Here is a 20,965-nt window from a genome sequence, read left to right as displayed (position 1 = left end):
CACCTGATGCCAACCCTCTCTGCCGACGACCAGCGCCTGCTTGCGCGCCGCCAAAGTGCGCTGGGCCCCTCTTACCGCCTGTTCTACGATGAGCCCCTGCACCCGGTGCGCGGCGAAGGCGTCTGGCTGTTCGATGCCGATGGCCGCCGCTACCTCGATGCCTACAACAACGTGCCGGTGGTGGGGCATGCCAACGCGGCGGTGAACGCGGCGCTCATCGCGCAAAGCCAGTTGCTCAACACGCACACCCGCTACCTGCATGACAACGTGGTGCAGCTGGCCGAGCGGCTGCGCGCGCTTTTTCCCGTAGAGCTGGACACCAGCGTGTTCACCTGCACCGGCAGCGAGGCCAATGACCTGGCCTTGCGCGTGGCGCAAGAATTTACCGGCCGCCGGGGCCTGATCATCACCCGCCATGCCTACCATGGTGTGACCATGGCGTTGGCCCAATGCTCGCCCTCGCTGTGCCCGCCAGCAGACCATGTCGAAGTCATTGATCCGCCCGCCTTCCAGGGCGTGGATGCCCAGGCCGCCGCAGCCGCCTTTGACCAGCGGGTCGATGAGGCCGCCTCCGCGCTGGAGGCGCGTGGCACGCCGGTCAGCGCCCTGCTGCTCGATACCGTATTTGCCAGCGACGGCGTGCATATGGATGCCGCGCCAATTTTGCAAGCCGCAGCCCAGGCGGTGCGCAGGCGCGGGGGCCTGTTCATTGCCGACGAGGTACAAGGCGGTTTTTGCCGCACCGGCCGCTGGTGGGCCTTTGGCCGCGAATCGGTGGTGCCCGATATGGTCACCATGGGCAAACCGATGGGCAATGGCCACCCGATTGCGGCCCTGGTGCTCAAGACGCCGCTGATGGAGGTATTTGGCAAGCGCTGCCGCTACTTCAACACCTTTGGCGGCAACACGGTATCAGCCGCAGTAGCCATGGCGGTGCTCGATGAGTTGGAGCGCATCGATGCCCCCGCCCATGTGCGCCGCGTCGGCTGCCATCTGCAGCAGGCGCTGCAGTCGCTGGCGGCGCAGCACAGTGCCATCACCCAGATCCGGGGCGAAGGCCTGTACTGGGGCGTGCAGTTGGAGAGCGGCAGCCTGGCCAGCGCCGTTGTCAACCACCTGCGCCAGGCCGGCGTGCTGATCAGCACCAGTGGCCCGCTGGGCGATACGCTCAAGATCCGCCCGCCGCTGCCCTTTGAGACCGAACACGCCGATCTGCTGGCCGGCGCGCTCGATGAGGCCTTGCGGGCCCGGGCCTGAGGGTGCGGCCCATGCCCAGTGCAAGCACATCTGCCTCATCGCAGCCCGTGGCCCTGGTCAGCGGCGCCGGGCGCGGCCTGGGCCTGGCCATTGCGCAAGAGCTGCTGGCCCATGGCTGGCGCGTCAGCATAGGCACGCGCCAAGCGGTACCGCAACTGGCACGCCATGGCGCTGCACAGCTGCAGCGCAGCCACTTTGATGCGCTCGACGCGGGCAGCGAAACCCGCTGGATCGCCGAGGCCGCCGCACATTTTGGGCGCATCGATGCCATCGTCCACAATGCCGGCGTGCTCAGCACCGACAGTGTCTTGACCGCCAGCGATGGCGAGTTTGACCGGCTGATGGCCATCAATGTGAAGTCACCGATGCGGCTGACGCGCCAAGTCTGGCCTTATTTGCAGCAGTCACCCAATGGCAAGGTGGTGGTCATGGCGTCGCTGGCCGGCAAGCGGGTGCGGGCGCCCGAGGGCTCGCTCTACGCCATCAGCAAGCATGCGGCCCTCGCGCTGGCCCATGGCATACGTCACTGCGGCGGGGCCGACCGCATCCGCTGCACCGCCATCTGCCCGGGTTTTGTCGACACCGACATGGCCGATGGCGTGCAGCCTGCGCTGCGCGCCCAGATCAGCCAACCGGCCGATATCGCCACCCTGGTGCGCACCGTGCTGGAGCTGCCTGCCAGCGCCAGCGTGGCCGAGATCGCGGTGAACTGGCAGGTGGAGTCGCAGTACTAGCTTTGCCTCAGCGGGCCGTCCAGCTGCGCTACACTCAGCCGCTGCGGAACTTTCTGCCCCTGCCCTGTCTCAACCCTCCATGCGTGCCTGTCTGTCCCTGTTGCTGATGCTGATGCTGGCCCTGCGCGGCCTCATGGGCGACGCCATGGCGATGGGCATGGTGGCACCGGTGATGCCTGCCGCCATGGCCGCACACCACGCCAGCAGCATGGCGGACCATGCCGACATGGCCACAGACCATGTGATGGCGGCCAGCAGCCACGGCGGCAGCGGCAGCCCAGTCGCCCACCACAGCGACCCAAGCAACCCAAGCGACCACAGCCAGCACGACCCGGCCCAGCATGGCGCCAGCTGCTCGGCCTGCGGCATCTGCCACTCCGCTGTGGATCTGTTCAACGGCGCGGGTTTTGCAGCCCTCGCCGCCCCTTCGCTGGCCCGCGCCAGCGGCAGCGCGCTGTTTGCCAGCGCCCTGCTCGCCCAAGCCTCCAAACCACCCATTTCCTGATCGCTGACACCCGAGGTGCGTCCGCATGGCAGCTGCCGTGCAGGCGTCTTTTGACCACGCTTTCAGGAGAGTCCTATGCGCACTGCGCATGTCTTGCGCTGGCTTGCCGGCGCCGGCGGCCTGGCTGTTACCAGCTGGCTATCTGCCCAAACGGCGGCCCCGCTCGCCACCGACCCCCACGCGCCCACATCGGCGCTCCAGCACCGGCCCCTGGCCAAGAGCGGCCGCATTGTCGACGAGCCCGGCGATTGGCGCCAGGCCAATGCAGCGGTGGCTGCTTTTGGCCGTGGCCATGCCGACGTCATCGCCTGGGAAAAGGCCCAGGCGGGCCCCGGCGGCGCCCAGGCCATGCCGGCCAGCCGGGTGGATGCCCGCCGCCATGAAGCGCATGGCGACCACAGCGCGCACGGCCAGCCCCGCGCGCAGGGGGGCCAGCGATGAAGCGCCTGAGCCTTCGCCTCTCGTCCCTCGCCACTGCATTGCTGCTGGCCGGCTGCGCCAGCGTCTCGCCCGATGGCCTTCGCAGCGATGTGGCAAAACAAATGGAGGGCCGTCTGCCCGCCCAGGCCCAGCTGCCCGCAGCCGATGCACAGAGCCAGCAGTCGGCACAGACGCACATTGATGCCTGGCTGCAGCAGCCGCTGGATGCCGATACGGCCGTGCGCATTGCACTGTTGAACAACCCGGGCCTACAGCTCCAGCTGGCGCAGTTGGGCATTGCCGATGCCCAGCGGGTGCAGGCCATCACCCTGCCCAACCCGAGCCTGACCTTGGGCTGGTTTCGCAACGGCCGTGAGCGCGAGATCGAGCGCAAGCTGGGCTTTGGCCTGGTCGATCTGCTCACCCTGCCCTGGCGCAGCCGCTGGCAAGGCTGGCAGTTGGAGCAGGCCACGTTGGAGGCGGCGCAGCAAACCTTGCTGATGGCCGCAGACACGCGCCGCGCCTGGTTGAATGCCGTGGCCGCCGAGCAAGCGCTGGCCGCCCACACCCGCATGCATGATGCTGCTGCACTGGGCGGCGAGCTGGCCCGGCGCATGGCGGCCGTGGGCAATTTCAGCAAACTCGACCAAGCGCGTGAGCTGGCCCAGCAGCAGCAAGCGGCCGCGCAGCTGGTGCGGGCCGAGTTGGTAGCGCAACAGGCGCGCGCGCAATTGGCCCAGCGCATGGGCCTGTGGGGCCCGCAGCTCGATTTTGTGCTGCCCCAGGCCCTGCCGCCGCTGCCCAAAAGCGCCAGCGATTTGCGCAGCGGCGACGATGCCGAGGCCACCGCGCTGCGCGAACGCCTGGACCTGGGCGCACTGCGCCGCAACCTGGAAGTGAGCACCGATCGCCAAGGCTGGGCCGCCTTGGGAGCCGTGTTTGGCGACATCGGCGCCAGCTACAGCCGCAACACCAGCACCGAGCGCGATAGCGGCCACCAGGATCGCACCCGGGGCTGGGAGCTGGATCTGCCCTTGCCGCTGTTCGACTGGGGGTCGGCCGCCAGCGCCATGGCGCGCCACCAGGTGCAAGCCAATGCGGCGCAGCTGCGCGAGAGCGCCGTCCGGGCGCGCAGCGAGGCCCGCAGCAGCTGGCGCGCTTACCGCACCGCCTGGGACCTGGCCCACCAGCAGCAGACCGAAGTGCTGCCACTCGCGCAACTGGTGCAGCAAGAGACTATCTACCGCTACAACGGCATGTTGCTCAGCATCTGGCAGCTGCTGGCCCAGGCCCGCAGCACCACCCAGGCGGTGCTCACGGCGACCGAGGCGCAGCGCGACTTCTGGCTCGCCGAGACCGATCTGCAACTGGCGCTGAGCGGCACATCGCCGCAACCCGCAGCCGCCAGCGCGCGCGCAGCCAGCAACAGCGCCGTGCCTGCCGCCCCCGCAACCCAACCACAGGGCCACTGATATGCAACGCCGTCAATTTTTCTCCGGCGCCGCCTCGGCCTTGGCCGCTGCCGCCGTCAGCCCAGTGGCCATGGCCGCCCTGCCCGAGCCCGTCATCCAGACCAGCGCCGATACTGCCCCACCACTGGCGCCGCCCAACGGCCGGCCCTACCAGCCGGTGGTCACCCTCAATGGCTGGACCCTGCCCTGGCGCATGAACGCTGGCGTCAAGGAGTTCCACCTGGTGGCCGAGGCCGTAGTGCGCGAGGTGGCACCGGGCTTTTTTGTCAATATGTGGGGTTACAACGGCCAGTCGCCCGGTCCCACCATCGAAGTGGTCGAAGGCGACCGGGTGCGCATCTTTGTCACCAACCGCCTGCCCGAAGCCACAACGGTGCACTGGCATGGCCAGCGCCTGCCCAATGGCATGGATGGCGTGGGCGGACTCAACCAGCCCCACATCCCACCGGGCAAGACCTTTGTCTACGAGTTCGAGGCGCGCCGGCCTGGCACCTTCATGTACCACCCGCATTCGGACGAGATGGTGCAGATGGCGATGGGCATGATGGGCCTGTGGATCACCCACCCCAAGGGCCGCCACCCGCAGATTGCCGAGGTGGCGCGTGACTACGCCTTTCTGCTCAGCGCCTATGCGGTGGAGCCCGGCGCGATGACGCCCAAGGTGGCCGAGATGACGGACTTCAACATCTGGACCTTCAACAGCCGGGCCTTCCCTGCGATCACGCCGCTGGTCGCAGGCCTGGGCGAGCGGGTGCGCATCCGCGTGGGCAACCTCACGATGACCAACCACCCCATCCATATCCATGGCCATGAGTTTGAGGTGACCGGCACCGACGGCGGCCCGGTGCCGCGCAGCGCGCGCTGGCCCGAGGTGACCACCGATGTGGCCGTGGGCCAGATGCGCCAGATCGAGCTGATCGCCGACGAACCGGGCGACTGGGCCTTTCACTGCCACAAAAGCCACCACACCATGGGCGCCATGGGCCACGATGTGCCAACGATGATTGGCGTGGACCACAAAGGCCTGGTCGGCCAGATCCAGAAGATCGTGCCCGACTACATGCTGATGGGCGAGCGCGGCATGGGCGACATGGGCGCGATGCAAATGCCGCTGCCCGACAACACCTTCCCGATGATGACCGGCAAGGGCCCCTTCGGCAATATCGAGATGGGTGGCATGTTCACCAGCTTCAAGGTGCGCCGGGGCCTGGCCGCGCAGGACTACCGCGACCCCGGCTGGTATGCCCAGCCCCAGGGCACCGTGGCCTACGAGTGGCCGGGGGCGCCGCTGGATGCGCAAGCGCCGCGCCAGAGCCTGCCCGGCACGGCGCCCGGCGCGCCCAGCGTGCACAAGCCCGCCGCAGGCAGCGGCCATGCCAACCATTGAACCCCGGAGTCATCCCATGAACACCATCCCAAAAATACTGGCCTGTGCGCTGCTGGCCAGCGCCAGCAGCGCCTTTGCCCATGGCAGCGAAAGCCATGCAGCCACCCCAGCAACCGCCCATGCCACCCTGGCGGCCACCAAGGAACAAAAGGACTGGGGCATCGCCGGCGATCCCCGGCAGGCCACACGCAGCATCGCGCTGAACATGGGCGATGACATGCGCTTCTCGCCCGCGCACTTCACGGTGAAAAAGGGCGAAACCCTGCGCCTGCGTGTCGTCAACCAGGGCCAGGTCATGCACGAGGTGGTGCTGGGCACCAAGGCCTCGCTTGCGCAACACGCGCAGATGATGCTCAAGTACCCCGGCATGGAGCATGCCGAGCCCTACATGGCGCATGTCGCTCCGCAAAAAAGCGAGGACCTGGTCTGGCACTTCAACCGCGCCGGCAGTTTTGACTTTGCCTGCCTGATCCCCGGCCACTACCAGGCCGGGATGGCCGGCACCTTCACGGTCACCGAATGATGACGCGCCACAGCCCAAGACCAGCGATGCCCAAGCCCCACACCTACCAACGCCGCCAGACCCTGCAGATGATGGCCGCCGGCCTGGCGACAGCCATCGCCGCCCAGCCGGCGCTGGCAGCCACGCCCATGGAAGTCTGGAAAGACCCGAACTGCGGCTGCTGCAAGGACTGGATTGCGCGGATGGAAAAGGCCGGTTTTAGCGCCACCGTGCACGACAGCGGCAACCAGGCAGTGCGCGCCAGGCTGGGGCTACCGCTGCGCCTGGGCTCCTGCCACACCGCCGTGGTGGGCGGCTATCTGGTGGAAGGCCATGTGCCGCCCGCCGATGTGCGCAAGCTGCTGCAGCACAAGCCCAAGGCCCTGGGCATTGTCGTGGTCGGCATGCCAGTGGGCAGCCCCGGCATGGACGGACCCGCCTACGGCGGCCGCAAGGACCCGTTTGATGTGCTGCTTGTCAGCAAAACCGGAGCAGGCAGCGAGGTGACAACCCGCGTTTTCAGCAGCTACCGCGACTGAGCACACCACTATTTTTTATAGACATTTGGAGCACTGAATGAACACCACCACTTCTACCCTCGCCGCCTTCACCCTGGCTTGCAGCCTGCTGACCCCAGCGCTGGCCCAGAACCATGCCGACCACGCCAGCCATGGCAGCGCAGCACCGGCCACCGCGCCAGCAGCGGCCGCCACGGCCGAGGCGGTGATGACTGCCGGCGAGATCACCCGCGTGGACAAGCGCGCGAGCAAGCTGACCATTCGCCATGAGGACATCAAGAACCTGGACATGCCGGCCATGACCATGGTGTTTGGCCTCAAGGACAGCACGCAGGTGGCGCAATTCAACCCGGGCGACAAGGTACGCTTTCATGTGCAGGACGAAGGCGGCAGCCTGACCATCACCCGCATTGAGCGGGCCGAGTAACCGCTGCTGGCGCTATCCGGCCCCGTCTGGCCCTAGCTGACCCTATGGCACCCCAGATCCAGCCAGATCTGGGGCGGGCCTGCGCTGCCAGCACCTACACTGTGCAGCCATGCAAAGCCTCCAAGCCTTCCAAGCGCAGCTGCACAGCGGCGCGCTGCGCGGCGCCCGCCAAATCAAGCTGTCGGCGGGCCTGCGCGAGTTTCCACGCGAACTTTTTGCGCTCGCAGACACCCTCGAAGTGCTCGACCTCTCGGGCAACCAGCTCGCCAGCCTGCCCGATGACCTGAGACGCTTTGGCCAGTTGCGGGTGCTGTTCGCATCGAACAACCCGTTCACCGAGCTGCCCCGCGTGCTGGGCCGCATGCCCCGGCTGGAGATGGTGGGCTTCAAGGCCTGCCAGATCCGCACCGTGGCGGCCGATAGCCTGCCCGCGCAGCTGCGCTGGCTGATCCTGACCGACAACCAGATTACCGAGCTGCCTGAGACCCTGGGCGAGCGCCCGCGCCTGCAAAAGCTGATGCTGGCCTGCAACCAGTTGCAGGCTTTGCCGCGCGGCCTCGCCCGCAGCCCCCGGCTGGAGCTGCTGCGCCTGGCCGGCAACCGCTTTACCACCCTGCCGCCCGAGGTGCTGGCCATGCCGGCGCTGGCCTGGCTGGCGATGGCCGGCAACCCGATGACCCAGCACAGCGAGCAGCAGGCGCTGCAAGCGCAGGCCCTACGCGCCTGGCGCAGCCAGGATCTGCAGCGGCATGAACTGCTGGGGCAAGGGGCCAGCGGCCATATCTACCGCGCCAGCCCTGTGGATGGTGCTGCCGATGTGGCGCTGAAAGTGTTCAAGGCGGGCCAGACGAGCGATGGCACGCCCCAGTCGGAAATGGCCGCAGGCCTGGCAGCTGGCGAGCACCCGCATTTGCTGACACCGCTGGCGGTGCTGCAGCCGGATGCAGCGGCTGAAATCGACCCATCCATGTTGGCGATGGTCCTGCCGCTGCTGCCCCCCGGCCTGCAGCCCTTGGCCGGCCCGCCCAGCCTGGCGAGCTGCACGCGCGATGTCTATGCCGACTGCGCCCGCTTTCCACGCCCTGCCGCGCAGCGCCTGCTCGCGCAGGTGCGCAGCGCCGTCGCACATCTGCATGGCCGGGGCATGTTGCATGGGGATCTGTATGCCCACAATATCTTGTGGAACCCGGACACTGGCGACGCGGTGCTGAGCGATTTGGGCGCCGCATCAATGCTGGGCGAGTTGCCAGCGGCGCAGCGCCTGCAGCTGCAGCAGATGGAGCTGCGCGCGCTGCAGCATCTGGAAGCCGAGGTGCAGGCGCGCACGCGGTAAATGCGCCGGGCCTGCCCGGCGCAACGCCTTACTTCAGGAAAGCAGGCTTGGCGTAGCCGGGGAACTGGCTGTCCACCACGGCCTTGAACTCGGGCGAGCGGTAGGCGGCAGCCAGGTCCTGGGCCCAAGCGCTTTTCTCGTTGCCGGTCTTGACGGCGACCACGTTCAGGTACTGGTCGGGCGTGTTCTCCAGTGCCACGGCTTCGCTCAGCTTCAAGCCCGAGGAGACGGCAAAGTTGCCGTTGACGACCACGTAATCGGCGTCTTCGAGCACGCGCGGCAGCTGGGCTGCTTCGAGCGCCACAAATTTGAGCTTGTGCGGGTTGGCCGCCAGGTCCAGCTCGGAGATGCGGGCCGGGTTCACACCCTCTTTCACCTTGACGAGGCCAGCTTGCTGCAGCACCAGCAGGGCGCGCGCCAGGTTGCTCGGGTCATTGGGCAAGGCCACCTTGGCACCGCTTTGGATATCGGCCAGAGTCTTGTGCTTTTTGCTGTACACGCCCATCGGCGCCACCGGGCCTTGCAAGATGGCCGTCAACGCCAGCTTGCGGTCGGTGGTGAACTGGTCAAAGTAGGCGCGGTGCTGGAAGAAGTTCGCGTCCAGCGAGCCATCGGACAGCGCCAGGTTGGGCTGCACATAGTCGTTGAACTCGATCAGCTTGATCTGGTAGCCCTTTTTCTCCAGCTGCGGCAGGATGCCTTTTTGCAGCAGGTCGTAGTTGGAGCCGGCAGTGGCGCCAATCTTGAGGCTCTTCTTGGCCGCATCCTGGGCCATGGCAGGCAGGGACACAGCAGCAATCAAGGCCAGGGCAGCGCCAGCCACCACGGCACGGCGCCCAGCGGCGAAGGAAAAGCGAGCAGACATCAAAAACTCCGAGCAATCTGAAAAACAGCTGCTGACCCGACAAAACGTTTCTAAGTTTTTCTCAGCAGTGCAGCAAAGCAGCGAGTATGAACCTGCCAACTGCCTCTCACTCAGAAATTATCGAAATCAGCTCATTACAAACACATATATAGAGCTAGTGTCTCGGGCGCATGCAGCAAAAAGCCGCCTGTCGCGAGAACAGGCGGCTCGTCATAAAACGGCCGGTGCCATCTGGCATCGACCGGGAAGCTGAAAGACTCAGGGGCGGTTCCAGACCTGGATCACGCCTTGCATCATATGTGCCAGCGAGTCTGCTGCAGCTGCGCTGGTGCCTGGCCAGATCGTTAATGTGAAGGCCAGCAGCACGGCCAGCACCAAGGCAATAAAAGAGGCTGCATCTAACCAATGGCTGTGGTGGTGAAACATGGTGAACCTCCTTTCCACCGAGACGGGAACTGCTGAACAGAGGCCTCTGCCACCCCGACGCGGGATGGGTACTGTGCAATGACTCTATTGCACCATGGGGATTTCCCCCTGTCTGTCAGAAAACGTCTGTGCTTGTACGGTTGTTTGTTGAACAAATAGCCCAGGAATCGGCCGGATAACCCCACAGCCAGCTTGGCACTTTTTGGGAATCGATCTGCATACTAGAAGGCGATCGTCCACAAGCCCTTTATCCACCACATTTATTGCTATTCTTTTTGATATCAGTTCAGCACTCATCGGCAGGCCCGGTGGCCGCGAGAGCCTGCATGTTGCCGCGGTGTTAAGCGAACTTGTAGACATCTTTACTTCAACGTCTGGCAACTTCCCGCAAAGCAGTGCCCAAAAACAAGAGGCCCATCGCTGGCTAGCGCCCTGGTCCAGCCCTGCCCCTGGCCGGCGCTTGGTGCGACAATACGGCCCAGCCCTGCAAGCTGGCCGCAAGCCGCGTCTGTATGGGCTTTGCCAGCCATGAGCGGTTGGCCAGCCCGCTTGTCGCCCAGCCATCACCGCCACCGGATGCGGGGTACCAAACCTGCCACTCCGCTGGAGCCATGGTCGCGACATGCAACTTGTATTTTTTGAAACCAGGCGGCACCGCATGCGTCGGTACCTCCAGCAGCTGACATGACCCTCCCTTTGGCCCAGCCCCTCTCCACTGCAGACATCCGCCTGAGCGATGTGCACCTTAACCGAGGTGCGCGGACGGTGTTTCAGGGTCTGAGCCTGCATCTGACGCAGCAGCGCATTGGGCTGATCGGCGACAACGGCGCGGGCAAGACCAGCCTGTTTCGGCTGCTGTGCGGGCTGGAACATGCCCACCAGGGCAGCGTGCAGGTCGCAGGCTGCGATGTGCAGCGCCAGCGCGAGCAATTGCCCGGCGTGGTGGGCCTGATGTTCCAGAATCCCGATGACCAGATCATCTTCCCCACCGTGGAAGAAGAGCTGGGCCTGAGCCTGCAATACCGTGGCGTGGCTCGCAAGGCGGCCATCGTGCAGGCGCGGGAGTTTTTGGCCGCACGGGGCCTGGCCGACTGGGCGCCGCGCGCCGTCAGTGGCCTGAGCCAAGGGCAGCGCCAGCAGGTCTGCTTTTTGGCAATGCTGATGGCCGCCCCGCAGGTGATGCTGCTCGACGAACCTTTTGCCAGCCTGGATCTGCCCGGCCAGGCACGCCTGGCGCGTGAGCTCGATGCCGCTCCGGCCCAGGTCATCATCTCCACCCATGTGCTGGACCATGTGCGCCACTTCGAGCGCGTGCTGTGGCTGGACCAGGGCCAGCTGCGCGGCGACGGCCCCGGTGCTGCCGTCTGCGCGGCCTATGAGGCCGATGTGCAAGCGCGTGTTTCCCATCAGCGGGATGCGGCAGCCGCCGCCCCCAACACGCCAGGGGCGCCGTGATGGGCACGCTCTACAGCGAAATCCCCAGCTGGATGCACCGGCTGCCTGCCGGGCTCAAGCTCTTGCTGCTGGCCCTGAGCAGCATGGCCTTGCTGGCGCTCAGCGATCTGCGTATACAGGCGCTGGCGTTTGCTGCGATTGCCTTGTTGTACGCCAGCCTGGGCGCGGCCTCGCGCCCCACGCGCCGGCTGGTGGTGGTGGCCGTGATTGCGTCGGCGCTGGTGGGCGGCCTGCATGCAGCCACCGGCCAGCCCTGGCTGGGCCTGACCAGCGGCCTGCGCCTGGTCAGCACGACGATGCTGGGCGCGATGCTGACGGCAACCACCCGTTTTGGCGATCTGCTGGGCGTGGCCGAATGGCTGCTGTCGCCGCTCGCCCGCCTGGGCCTGCCAGTCGAGCGCCTGGCGCTGCAGCTGGGGCTGATGCTGCGCTTTTCCGAACAGTTCTTTGTGCAATGGCAGCGCCTGGCCGATGCCTACCGGGTGCGCACCGGCCGCCCGGGCGGCTGGCGCTTGCTGGCACCCCTGACCATCCATATGCTCATCACCGCCCGCAAGGTGGCCGATGCGCTGGCCATTCGCCTCAAGCTCTAGCTGCGCTGCGCCCTCATCCACTCTTAGAAAGACACAGACATGCCTATGACCGCCGAGCACCGCTCCGAAACCCGCGCCCAGCGCATAGCCCTGGTGGCCCTGTTTGCGGCGCTGATGGCCGCTTTCGGCCTGATCCCCAAAATCGATCTGCCGTTGGGGGTGCCGATTACCGCGCAGACGATGGGCGTGATGCTGGCCGGCTGCATGCTGGGAGCCGCGATGGGCTTCCAGGCCCTTTTGCTGTTTCTCGCGGCAGTCGCGCTGGGCCTGCCGTTGCTGTCCGGCGGCCGGGGCGGCATGGGCGTATTTTTCTTGCCCTCCGCAGGCTATCTCCTCTCGTACCCTTTGGCGGCAGCTGTTGCCGGGCTGGTGATGCGCAACTTGGCTGGCAAGGGCCCCTCATCGCCCATGCGCCTGGCCGCGTGCGCCTTTGTCGCATCAGTGCTGGGCGGTATTGTGGTCGTCCATGTCTTTGGGGTGCTGGGCCTGATGCTGCTGGCCAAGCTGAGCTTGGTGCAGGCCGCCGTTGGCACCCTGGTGTTTGTGCCCGGTGACCTGGTCAAGTGCGTGCTGGTGGCGCTGATTGTGCACACGGTGGCACGCGGCCTGCCCGACTGGCGCTTTGGCGGGCGCCGCCTGTGAGCGGTTTGGCAACGCCCCTGCCGCCCTGGCAGCGCCTGGTGCATGGCCCGCTGGCCCACTGGGCGCAGCAGCGGCCCGATGCTGTTGCCATTGATGACGGCGTGCAACGCATTGGCTTTGCCGATCTGCATGCCGCCGTAGCGCAGCGGGCCCAGGCCCTGGAGGCCCGGAATGCACCGCACACACGCCTGCTGGATGCCAGCCAGCCCCCAGCAGCGCTGATCACCGATTTTTTGGCCACCAATGCCAGCGGCCGCTGCGCCGCGCTGGGCGACAGGGCCTGGTCGCCCGCGCAGCAAGCGCAGGCGCAGCAATGGATTGATGCGCTGGCCGCCACGCCCCGCGACCACTACGCCGATGCTGCGCTGCAACCCTTCTACATTGGCTTTACCTCGGGCAGCACCGGGCTGCCCAAGGGCTTTCGGCGCCACCACCAGTCCTGGAGCGAGAGCTTTCGCGTGTGCGTCGATAGCTTTGGCCAGGCCGCCAACGGCTGCGTGATGGCCCCTGGCAGCCTGTCGCATTCGCTGTTTTTGTTTGGCGCGCTGCAGGGCATCTGGACGGGCGGCGGCATGCAGCTGCAGCCGCGCTTTTCTGCCAGCCAGTGCCTGGCAACCCTGCGCCAGCGGGCCACGCCTTGCCTGGTGGCCGTGCCGAGCCAGCTGCTGGTGATCCTGCAACTGGCCGAGCGCCGTGCGATCGCGCCGGTAGAGTCGCTCCAGCTGCTGATGATCAGCGGCGCACGCTGGATGCGCCAGCACACGCCGGCGCTGCAGGCGCTGTTCCCCCGTGCGCGGATTGTCGAGTTCTATGGCGCCTCGGAATCGAGCTTTATCGCCTGGATGGATGCCGATGCCGAGGCCTCGCCGCAGGTGGTGGGGCGGGCCTTCAGCAATGTGCAGCTGCAGATCCGCGATGCCGACCTGCAGCCACTGCCCAGCGGCAACGTGGGCACCATCTGGCTCAAGAGCCCCATGCTGTTTATCGACTATGTGGGCGCGCAGGCCGATGCGACGGCTGCCCTGCGCGATGGGGATTGGCTCAGCGTGCGCGATATGGGCAGCCTCGATGCGCAAGGCCTGCTGACCCTGGTGGGACGCGAGAAGCGCATGATCGTCACCCAGGGCAAAAACCTGTTCCCCGAAGAGGTGGAAGCGGTGCTCTGCGAGCACCCGCGCGTGGCCGCTGCATCGGTGCATGGCGTCGATGATGCGCTGCGCGGCAAGCAGGTTTGGGTCGCGCTGCAATTGCGTGACGATGCCAGCCCCTCGCCTGCGCAGCCGCCACTGCAGCCGCTGGCCGATGCCGCGCTGGCCCGTGAGCTGGCCGACTGGTGCCGCAGCCAGCTCGAAGCGCACAAATGCCCACGCCGCTGGTTCAGCGCCACGCCCTGGCCGCAAACGGCCAGCGGCAAGACGGACCACCCCAGGCTTGCACAATGGCTGGCAGATGCGCTAACCAGCGCCGACAACCCCGCCTGATCGCGCAACACCACCATGCCCACTTCCTCCGTCTTTATCGCCAGCCAGGCCCGCAGTGCCGTGGTGCCGGTGGGCGGCGCCTTCAAGCAGCTGCAGCCGCATGAGTTGGCTGCGCCCGTGCTGCAGGCCTTGCTGCAACGCGCAGGGCTGCCCGCCGATGCCGTCGATGCCGTGGTGCTGGGCAATGCTCTGGGCGCCGGCGGCAATCCGGCACGCATGCTTGCGCTAGCGGGCCAGCTGCCGCTGCACTGCGCCGCCTACACGGTCGACACGCAGTGCTGCGCGGGGCTCGACGCTATCGCGCTGGGCGCCAGCCTGGTTGCCAGCGGCCAGGCCGAGGTGGTGGTGGCCGGTGGCGCCGAGGCCTGGAGCCGCGCCCCCATCCGCGCGACCCGCCCCTTGCATGCGGGTGACAGTGCCCAGCCCTATGAGCGCCCGCCCTTCGCCCCGCCGCCGCATGAGGACCCGGATCTGCTACTGGCCGCCGCCCGCTATGCCGCCAGCGCCGGCCACAGCCGCGCCGCGCAAGTCAGCTATGCGGCCGCCAGCCATGCACGCGCGCTGGCAAGCGCCGCTGTGCTGGCGCGCGAGATCATCCCCGTGGCCGGTGTCGTGCACGATGCCTTTCCGCGCGCCTTGCGCCAGCGCCAGCTGGACCGCATGCCGGTGGTCGCGCAGACCGATGCCGACCTGGCCGACGAGGCGCGCCGCGACCATGCCGTCAGCACCGTCGCCATCTCACCCAAGGCCGATGCCGCCGCGCTGGTGCTGCTGGTCAGCGAAGCTGCCTGCCGGCGCTGGGGCCTGCACCCTGCCGCGCAATGGCTGGGCCACCAGTCGCTGGGCGGCTCGCCTGCGATGCCCTTGGTGCTGGCCTTTGAGGCTGCCCAGGCCTTGCTGCAGCGAGAGGATGTGGGCTGGTCGCAGCTGGCCGCCATCGAATTGCACGACGCCTTTGCGGTGCAGGGCCTGCAATGGCAGGCGCTGCTGCAAGACCAGGGTGCGGATGCCAGCCTGCTCAACCGCCATGGCGGCGGCATCGCACGCGGCCACCCGATTGGTGCATCGGCGGCAGTGGCCTTGGTCCGCGTGCTGGCGGATCTGCAGCAGGTATCGCCTGCAACGCCCGGCGCACTGGGCCTGGCGGCTGTGGCCGGTGCCGGCGGCCTGGGCAGCGCGGCGCTGGTGCGTCAAACGGCGCTGCTATATTGACTGCATGCTCAGCACCCTAGCCATTGCCAACTACCGCTCCTTGCGCCAGCTGCTGGTGCCGCTGGGGCAGCTCACCGTCATCACCGGACCCAATGGCAGCGGCAAAAGCAGTGTCTACAAGGCCCTGCGGCTGCTGGCCGATATCGCCCATGGTGGCGTGGTGCGCTCCTTGGTGCGCGAGGGTGGGCTGGCATCTACCCTCTGGGCGGGGCCCGAAGAAATCACGGAGCGCATGCGCCGTGGCGACGTGCCGGTGCAAGGCACGGTGCGGCGCAAACCGGTGCAGCTGCAGCTGGGTTTTGCGTCCGACGATGAGGGCTTTGGCTACGCAATCGATATCGGTATGCCCACACCTTCGGTCGCGCTGCAGGCCTTTGCGCATGATCCGGAAATCAAGCACGAAGCGCTGTGGGCCGGCCCCCACTGGCGCCCCAGCGCCACCCTGGTGGAGCGCCAGGCTGCCCAACTGCGCCTACGCGGCAGCGGACGCTCGGCGCAAGGCTGGCAGCCCGTCGAGCGCCCTATCCCGCGCTGGGCCAGCATGCTGACCGAGTTTGTCGACCCCGTTGCCGCGCCCGAGATGCTGACGGTGCGCGAGCAGCTGCGCTCCTGGCGCTTTTACGACCATTTCCGCAGTGATGTGGATGCCCCCGCGCGCCAGCCGCAGCTGGGCACTTATACGCCGGTGCTCAGCAACGATGGCGCCGATCTGGCAGCGGCCTGGGAAACCATCCACGCCATTGGCGACCACGAGGCGCTGATGGCAGCGGTCGACGATGCGTTTGCCGGCGCCACCATCTCCGTACACCAGGATGGCAGCCGCCTAGCGCTGCTGATGCACCAGCCCGGCCTGCTGCGCCCGTTGCACACCAATGAGCTGTCCGACGGCACCCTGCGCTACTTGCTATGGATTGCCGCGCTGCTGACACCGCGCCCGCCGCAGATGCTGGTGCTCAATGAGCCCGAAACCAGCCTGCATCCCGACCTGCTGCCTGCCTTGGGCCGCCTGGTGGCGGTGGCTGCGCGCCAGACGCAGGTGATCGTCGTCACCCATGCCAACCGGCTGCTGGCTGCGCTGGAAGACGCCGCAGCCGAGCTGGACTACCAGGCCATCCATTTGGAAAAGAATCTGGGCGAGACCCATATTGCCAATATCCCGGCGAGCGAGCTGCCGCGCTGGCAATGGCATGAGCGCTAGCTGGTGAAGGCGCCTCAGTCCAGGCGCTTGAAGTACGCGTCGATCTCGGCGCGGGCCGTCAAGGTCTGGTTCACCGCTGCTCCGGTATCTTCGTAGCCCAAGGCCATGCCGCAGACCACGGTTTGCGTGGCGGGCAGCGCCAGCGCATCGCGGATCAGACCCGGGTACGAGGCCATGGCGCCAATGGCACAGGTGGCCAAACCGCGTGACTGCGCCGCCAGCATCAGGCCGTAGATGGCCATGCCCAGGTCCATATAGCCGCCCGGCCCAAAGCCGCTGTCGATGGTGATGATGAGGGCCACGGGCGCATCAAAAAAGCGAAAGTTGCGCCCAAACTGCGCGCCCCGCCCCGCTGCATCGCCCCGCTCCACGCCCAAGGCGCCATACAAAGCCTGGGCCGCTGCCACCTGGCGCTTGCGCAGCGACAGCGGCAGGGGGTTGGGGAAATAGCCATAGTCCTCGGCCTCTTGCTCGCCCGCCGCATAGGCCTGCCGCAGGCGGCCAGAGAGCTGCTCGCGCCGCGCGCCGCACACCTGCCAGAAGTAGCCGGGCTGCAAATTGGCGCCACTGGGCGCACGCCGCGCCTCCTGCAGGCAATCGTGCAGCAGTGCATCGGCCACCGGCTGCGGGGTAAATCCACGCACCGAGCGGCGCAGTAGCGCGCTGCTGGCAGCTGGCGAGTCGGTGGTGATAAGAGAGGCAGACAGGGGCTTGTTCATGGCAGTGGCCGCCATTGTAGTGAATGGGCGCTTTGCTGTGCCATCCAGCCCGCTTGCGCCACGCGGGAAGCGCTGCGCGGGAAGTGCCGACTTGCAGCACAATCCATGCACTTCTGTCCGTTCTGCCTCGCCCTTCGCCATGTCGACCTCTTCTCCCTCTTCTGACCAAACACAAGCGGCCCCCAGTGGCAATATGCTGCTCTGGATCCTGTTGGCGCTGGCCCTTGGATTCGCCGTCTGGCAGCCGCGCAGCCCGCAGGCGACCATGGCGCTGGTCGATTGGCAGACCATCGGCGCGCTGGCGGGCCTGCTGGCGATCACCCAGGCGGTCGAGCGCAGTGGCATGCTGCAGGCCACGGCGCAGCGGCTGCTGACTCGGGTATCGACCTTGCGCGGCCTGGCACTGCTGCTGACGGCAACAGCAGCGCTGCTGTCGGCCCTGGTGACCAACGATGTCAGCCTGTTTCTGCTGGTGCCGCTGACGGCCGTGCTGGCAGCGCAGGCCCATTTGCCGTTGGCGCGCCTCGTGGTGCTGCAGGCCTTGGCGGTGAATGCCGGCTCTGCCTTGACCCCCATCGGCAACCCGCAAAACCTCTACCTCTGGCACCGCTCTGGCGAGAGCTTTCTGGGCTTTATGGCGATGATGGGCCCGACCGTCGCCATCATGCTGGCCTGGCTCCTGGTGGCAGTGTGGTGGCTGATGCCGCGCACCGCCATCACGCTCAAGCCGGCTACTGCACCCGTTGCCGTACAGCCGCGTCTGCTGAGCATCGCGGTGCTGCTGTTTGTGGCCTTTGTCATCGCGCTGGAGCGCCACTGGACCTTGGCCGGCCTGGGCCTGGTATTTGGCGTGTTTGCGCTGGCAGCGCCCAAGGTACTGCGCGGTGTGGACTGGGCCTTGCTGGCCACCATTGCGCTGATGTTTGTGGTGCTGCGCCAGGTGGCGGAGCTGCCTGCGATGCAGGCGCTGCTGCTGCAGTGGCCGATTGCCGAGGGCTGGCGCGCCTACCTGGCCGCCATTGTGGCCTCGCAAGTCATCAGCAATGTGCCCGCCACCATCTTGCTCGACGGCACCGTGCGCGACCTGCCCGCCCTGGCCGCCGGGGTCAGCGTGGGCGGCTTTGGCTGCGTGCTGGGCTCGCTCGCCAACCTGATCGCGCTGCGCCTGGCGCGCCTGCCCAACGGCCTGTGGGAGTTTCATCGCATCAGCATTCCGTTCTTGCTGGTGTGCGCGGCCTCGGCGGCGTTGCTGCGTTTGGGCTAATACGGCGCCCAGGCTGTGTATACAATACAAACCATTGATTTTATGTGGCAGCTCTGCGATGAAAATAGCGACTTGGAACGTCAACTCCCTCTCCGTCCGCCTGCCACAGGTGCTGGAATGGCTGGCGGCCAACCCGGTCGATGTGCTGGGCCTGCAGGAGCTCAAGCTGACCGATGACAAGTTTCCGCATGAGGCTTTGGCGGAGGCCGGCTACCAGGCAGTGGCCTTTGGCCAGAAGACCTACAACGGCGTGGCCCTGCTCAGCCGGGGCGAGCTCAAGGATGTGGTGCGCGCCAACCCGCAGTTTGCCGATGAGCAGTCGCGCATCATCGCCGGCACGGTGGCCAGCCCGGCTGGCGATATCCGGGTGATCAACTGCTACTTCGTCAACGGCCAGGAGCCCGGCTCGGACAAGTTTGCCTACAAGCTGCGCTGGCTCAGCGGGCTGGAAGCCTATGTGAAGGCCGAGATGGCCTTGCACCCGCGCCTGGTGCTGGTGGGCGACTTCAATGTGGCGCCGGAAGACCGCGACAGCTACGACCCCGATGGCCTGCGCGACACCATCCACCACACCAAGGAGGAGCGCGATGCCTTCCAGGGCCTGCTTGCCTTGGGCCTGACCGATGCCTACCGCCTGTTTGAGCAGCCCGAAAAAAGCTACAGCTGGTGGGACTATCGCATGCTGGGCTTCCAGAAAAACCGGGGCCTGCGCATTGACCATATCCTGGTGAGCGACGCACTCAAGGGTGCGGTGAGCGCCTGCACGATTGACCGCGCACCGCGCAAGAACAAGCAGCCCAGCGACCATGCGCCGGTGGTGGTGACCCTGGGCTGAGCGACGCAAAAGCGCAGCCGCACCATGCAAAAACGGGCTGCAGCCCGTTTTTTGTTGTCTGCGCTGCGCCGGGCACAGCACCCCCATCAAGCCTTGGGATCGGTCTCCGGCAGCGGGTGCATGGCCAGCGCGGCCTCGGCATCGAGCTTGCGGCTCAGGGCCTCGGCGTCTTCTTCGGACAGCAGCTCGCCCTCCCACTTGGCGACCACGGCAGAGGCCAGCGAGTTGCCCACCGCATTGGTGGCAGAGCGGCCCATGTCCAGGAAGGTGTCGATCCCCAGGATCAGCAGCAGACCTGCTTCAGGGATATTGAAGTGGCTCAAGGTGGCGGCAATCACCACCAGTGAAGCGCGCGGCACGCCGGCAATGCCCTTGGAGGTGAGCATCAGCACCAGCAGCATGGTGATCTGCGTGGCCAAGGACAGCTCGATGCCATAAGCCTGTGCGATGAACAAGGTCGCAAAGGTGCAGTACATCATCGAGCCATCGAGGTTGAAGGAGTAACCCATCGGCATCACAAAGCTCGAGATCTTGCGCTTGACGCCAAAGCGGTCCAGCGCGTCGAGGATCTTGGGGTAGGCCGCTTCCGAGCTGGCCGTGGCAAAGGACACCATAAAGGCCTCCTTGATGAGGGTCAGCAGCTTGAACACGCGCTTGCCCAGGAATGCCATACCGGCCAGCACCAGCAGCGACCACAGGATGAACAGGCCCAAGTAGAACTCGCCCATGAACACGGCGAACTTGAGCAGAATGCCCAGGCCATTGATCGCCACGGTCGAGGCCATGGCCGAGAGCACCGCCAGCGGCGCGAGCTTCATCACATAGCCGGTGATCTTGAGCATCACGTGTGATAGCTCATCAATGGCGGCCAGAAGCGTCTTGGCCTTGTCGCCCAGCGCGGCCATGGCCACACCAAAGAACATCGAGAACACGACGATCTGCAGGATCTCGTTGTTCGCCATCGCTTCGGCAAACGACTTGGGCACCGTGTGGTTGATGAACTCGCGCAAGGTGAACTTGCCGGTGGCCAGGTTGGTGGCCGCGCTCACATCGGGCAGCGGCAGACCGAGGTTGGCGCCTGGCTGCAGCACGTTGGCCAGCACCATGCCCAAGAGCAGCGACACGAGCGATGCGGTCAGGAACCACATCATCGCCTTGAAGAACACCCGCCCCACCGAAGCAGCATCGCCCATGTGCGCAATGCCCACCACCAGGGTCGAGAACACCAGCGGCCCGATCAGCATCTTGATCAGGCGCAGAAACACATCCGAGACGATAGCGATATAGCCAGCAATATCCTTGGCAGCGGCTGCATCCGCAGCGCCTGCGTTGACTGCGTAGCCCAGTGCAATACCGGCCAGCATCGCCGCCAAAATCCACAGCGCCGATGAAGAGCCCTTTTTGCCCGTGAGAGCCATAACCAATACCTTTGATGTCTGTGATTTATGGTGCTGTCCAGGGCGATCTGGGCCTCGTATGCGGCACATCAGCAAGGCGTTCATGCTGGGCTGTGTGCGCTTTTTCCAGCCCGGGCAGGCTTTGCTGCCGGGAGCAAGCGGCGGTTCGGCCGCAAAAGGGAAGAGCGATGAGGCTGCCTTGGACGGCAGGATTGCAGGTTCTGCGGGCCCGATTGTAGCCGCAAGTTTTTACGGGTAAACGCGTACGCCTTGAGAAAGTGGGCACCTACATGGTAATTTTTTCCCAATTCACGGGAAATATT

General features: G+C 66.3%; 22 protein-coding genes. 18 read left to right on the top strand and 4 right to left on the bottom strand.

What is annotated here, in order from left to right:
• The first annotated feature begins 6 nt into the window (after nt 1–6).
• From F0Q04_RS11525 to F0Q04_RS11480, 10 genes are all read left to right on the top strand, one after another.
• Entirely contained in the window at nt 7–1,257 is a 1,251-nt protein-coding gene (locus tag F0Q04_RS11525) for an aspartate aminotransferase family protein (protein ID WP_182345485.1), read from the top strand.
• Nucleotides 1,258–1,268: 11 nt separating this feature from the next.
• Nucleotides 1,269–1,991: an SDR family NAD(P)-dependent oxidoreductase gene (locus F0Q04_RS11520; RefSeq protein WP_182345484.1), complete on the top strand. Its 723-nt coding sequence runs from the start codon at nt 1,269–1,271 to the stop codon at nt 1,989–1,991.
• A 79-nt stretch (nt 1,992–2,070) separates the two neighbouring features.
• Nucleotides 2,071–2,496: a hypothetical protein gene (locus tag F0Q04_RS11515; protein WP_116926971.1), complete on the top strand. Its 426-nt coding sequence runs from the start codon at nt 2,071–2,073 to the stop codon at nt 2,494–2,496.
• Between the two features lie 75 nt (nt 2,497–2,571).
• Entirely contained in the window at nt 2,572–2,937 is a 366-nt protein-coding gene (locus F0Q04_RS11510) for a hypothetical protein (RefSeq protein ID WP_182345483.1), read from the top strand.
• Nucleotides 2,934–4,388, top strand: coding sequence for a TolC family protein (locus F0Q04_RS11505; RefSeq protein ID WP_182345482.1), 1,455 nt, complete (start codon nt 2,934–2,936; stop codon nt 4,386–4,388). Before F0Q04_RS11510 ends, F0Q04_RS11505 begins: the two co-directional genes overlap by 4 nt.
• Nucleotide 4,389: 1 nt before the next feature.
• Nucleotides 4,390–5,775 carry a multicopper oxidase family protein gene (locus F0Q04_RS11500; RefSeq protein ID WP_116926974.1) on the top strand — a complete coding sequence of 462 codons (1,386 nt, stop codon included), beginning with the start codon at nt 4,390–4,392 and terminating at the stop codon, nt 5,773–5,775.
• A 16-nt stretch (nt 5,776–5,791) separates the two neighbouring features.
• Nucleotides 5,792–6,298 (top strand): cupredoxin domain-containing protein, encoded by a 507-nt coding sequence (locus tag F0Q04_RS11495; protein WP_116926975.1) that lies wholly within the window; start codon nt 5,792–5,794, stop codon nt 6,296–6,298.
• A 26-nt stretch (nt 6,299–6,324) separates the two neighbouring features.
• Nucleotides 6,325–6,816, top strand: a complete 492-nt coding sequence (locus F0Q04_RS11490; protein ID WP_182345481.1) for a DUF411 domain-containing protein — start codon at nt 6,325–6,327, stop codon at nt 6,814–6,816.
• A gap of 37 nt (nt 6,817–6,853) precedes the next feature.
• Nucleotides 6,854–7,222, top strand: a complete 369-nt coding sequence (locus F0Q04_RS11485; RefSeq protein ID WP_116926977.1) for a copper-binding protein — start codon at nt 6,854–6,856, stop codon at nt 7,220–7,222.
• Nucleotides 7,223–7,331: 109 nt separating this feature from the next.
• Nucleotides 7,332–8,555 (top strand): leucine-rich repeat-containing protein kinase family protein, encoded by a 1,224-nt coding sequence (locus F0Q04_RS11480; RefSeq protein ID WP_182345480.1) that lies wholly within the window; start codon nt 7,332–7,334, stop codon nt 8,553–8,555.
• Between the two features lie 28 nt (nt 8,556–8,583).
• On the opposite strand, the gene F0Q04_RS11475 is transcribed toward F0Q04_RS11480, so the two are convergent.
• A complete protein-coding gene (locus F0Q04_RS11475) occupies nt 8,584–9,420 on the bottom strand; it encodes a MetQ/NlpA family ABC transporter substrate-binding protein (protein WP_182345479.1) in 837 nt (278 codons plus the stop codon).
• A gap of 258 nt (nt 9,421–9,678) precedes the next feature.
• Nucleotides 9,679–9,846, bottom strand: a complete 168-nt coding sequence (locus F0Q04_RS11470) for a hypothetical protein (RefSeq protein ID WP_165841219.1) — start codon at nt 9,844–9,846, stop codon at nt 9,679–9,681.
• Nucleotides 9,847–10,530: 684 nt separating this feature from the next.
• Here F0Q04_RS11470 and F0Q04_RS11465 point away from each other — a divergent pair.
• From F0Q04_RS11465 to F0Q04_RS11440, 6 genes are read left to right on the top strand one after another with little or no spacing between them, the layout of a single operon-like run.
• The gene (locus tag F0Q04_RS11465) at nt 10,531–11,301 is read left to right on the top strand and encodes an energy-coupling factor ABC transporter ATP-binding protein (protein ID WP_182345478.1); all 771 of its coding nucleotides are present in this window, start codon (nt 10,531–10,533) and stop codon (nt 11,299–11,301) included.
• Nucleotides 11,301–11,894: an energy-coupling factor transporter transmembrane component T gene (locus tag F0Q04_RS11460; RefSeq protein WP_182345477.1), complete on the top strand. Its 594-nt coding sequence runs from the start codon at nt 11,301–11,303 to the stop codon at nt 11,892–11,894. Before F0Q04_RS11465 ends, F0Q04_RS11460 begins: the two co-directional genes overlap by 1 nt.
• Nucleotides 11,895–11,939: 45 nt before the next feature.
• On the top strand, nt 11,940–12,536 hold the full coding sequence (locus tag F0Q04_RS11455) for a biotin transporter BioY (protein WP_182345641.1): 597 nt from the start codon (nt 11,940–11,942) through the stop codon (nt 12,534–12,536).
• A gap of 5 nt (nt 12,537–12,541) precedes the next feature.
• Nucleotides 12,542–14,017, top strand: coding sequence for an AMP-binding protein (locus F0Q04_RS11450; RefSeq protein WP_232539614.1), 1,476 nt, complete (start codon nt 12,542–12,544; stop codon nt 14,015–14,017).
• Between the two features lie 15 nt (nt 14,018–14,032).
• Nucleotides 14,033–15,229, top strand: coding sequence for a beta-ketoacyl synthase N-terminal-like domain-containing protein (locus tag F0Q04_RS11445; protein WP_182345475.1), 1,197 nt, complete (start codon nt 14,033–14,035; stop codon nt 15,227–15,229).
• A gap of 4 nt (nt 15,230–15,233) precedes the next feature.
• Complete coding sequence (locus F0Q04_RS11440; RefSeq protein WP_182345474.1) at nt 15,234–16,427, top strand: AAA family ATPase; 1,194 nt, start codon at nt 15,234–15,236, stop codon at nt 16,425–16,427.
• Nucleotides 16,428–16,441: 14 nt separating this feature from the next.
• Here the strand turns inward: F0Q04_RS11440 and F0Q04_RS11435 are convergent, their stop codons facing one another.
• On the bottom strand, nt 16,442–17,146 hold the full coding sequence (locus tag F0Q04_RS11435) for a nitroreductase (protein ID WP_182345473.1): 705 nt from the start codon (nt 17,144–17,146) through the stop codon (nt 16,442–16,444).
• A gap of 139 nt (nt 17,147–17,285) precedes the next feature.
• On the opposite strand from F0Q04_RS11435, the gene F0Q04_RS11430 reads away from it, so the two are divergent.
• Nucleotides 17,286–18,410 carry an SLC13 family permease gene (locus tag F0Q04_RS11430; RefSeq protein WP_182345472.1) on the top strand — a complete coding sequence of 375 codons (1,125 nt, stop codon included), beginning with the start codon at nt 17,286–17,288 and terminating at the stop codon, nt 18,408–18,410.
• 58 nt (nt 18,411–18,468) lie between these two features.
• Nucleotides 18,469–19,245 carry an exodeoxyribonuclease III gene (xth, locus tag F0Q04_RS11425; RefSeq protein WP_116927839.1) on the top strand — a complete coding sequence of 259 codons (777 nt, stop codon included), beginning with the start codon at nt 18,469–18,471 and terminating at the stop codon, nt 19,243–19,245.
• Between the two features lie 86 nt (nt 19,246–19,331).
• Here the strand turns inward: xth and F0Q04_RS11420 are convergent, their stop codons facing one another.
• Nucleotides 19,332–20,663, bottom strand: coding sequence for a dicarboxylate/amino acid:cation symporter (locus tag F0Q04_RS11420; RefSeq protein ID WP_182345471.1), 1,332 nt, complete (start codon nt 20,661–20,663; stop codon nt 19,332–19,334).
• Between the last annotated feature and the right edge of the window lie 302 nt (nt 20,664–20,965).

This window comes from Comamonas koreensis (assembly GCF_014076495.1).
Taxonomy (GTDB): Bacteria; Pseudomonadota; Gammaproteobacteria; order Burkholderiales; family Burkholderiaceae_C; genus Comamonas; species Comamonas squillarum.
Note: the sequence above shows the minus strand (reverse complement) of the source record. Positions and strands in the feature narration are given on the sequence as shown.